Origin of the sequence: Photorhabdus africana, assembly GCF_035181445.1 — a bacterium.
Taxonomy (GTDB): Bacteria; Pseudomonadota; Gammaproteobacteria; order Enterobacterales; family Enterobacteriaceae; genus Photorhabdus; species Photorhabdus laumondii.
This window is the reverse complement of record NZ_JAXBVE010000340.1, coordinates 1-223: the sequence shown is the minus strand read 5'-3', so window position 1 is coordinate 223 and position 223 is coordinate 1. Positions and strand designations below refer to the sequence as shown.

Below are 223 nucleotides of genomic sequence, written 5' to 3'. Positions count from 1 at the left end.
AACATTAACACTCATGTGGGTGAGGGTATTTCGGTTAACGTGGCGTGGGGGAAATATAACGTCAATACCAAAGTGGGCAATGGCCTGAATGTGGCGGTCATGAAAGGCCAGCGTAACGCCAATATCCAGGTGGGGCAGGGTTTAGCGGTTAATGCCGCTTATGCGCGCAATAATCTGGCGATTAAGATAGGTGAGGGGGATTTTTACAGCCTGGCGGTTGCAG

The 223-nt window shown here is 50.7% G+C and carries 1 protein-coding gene; it reads left to right on the top strand.

The window, feature by feature from the left end:
- On the top strand, positions 1-223 hold a 223-nt coding region (locus tag SLS51_RS24010), incomplete at both ends, for a hypothetical protein (RefSeq protein ID WP_323840945.1).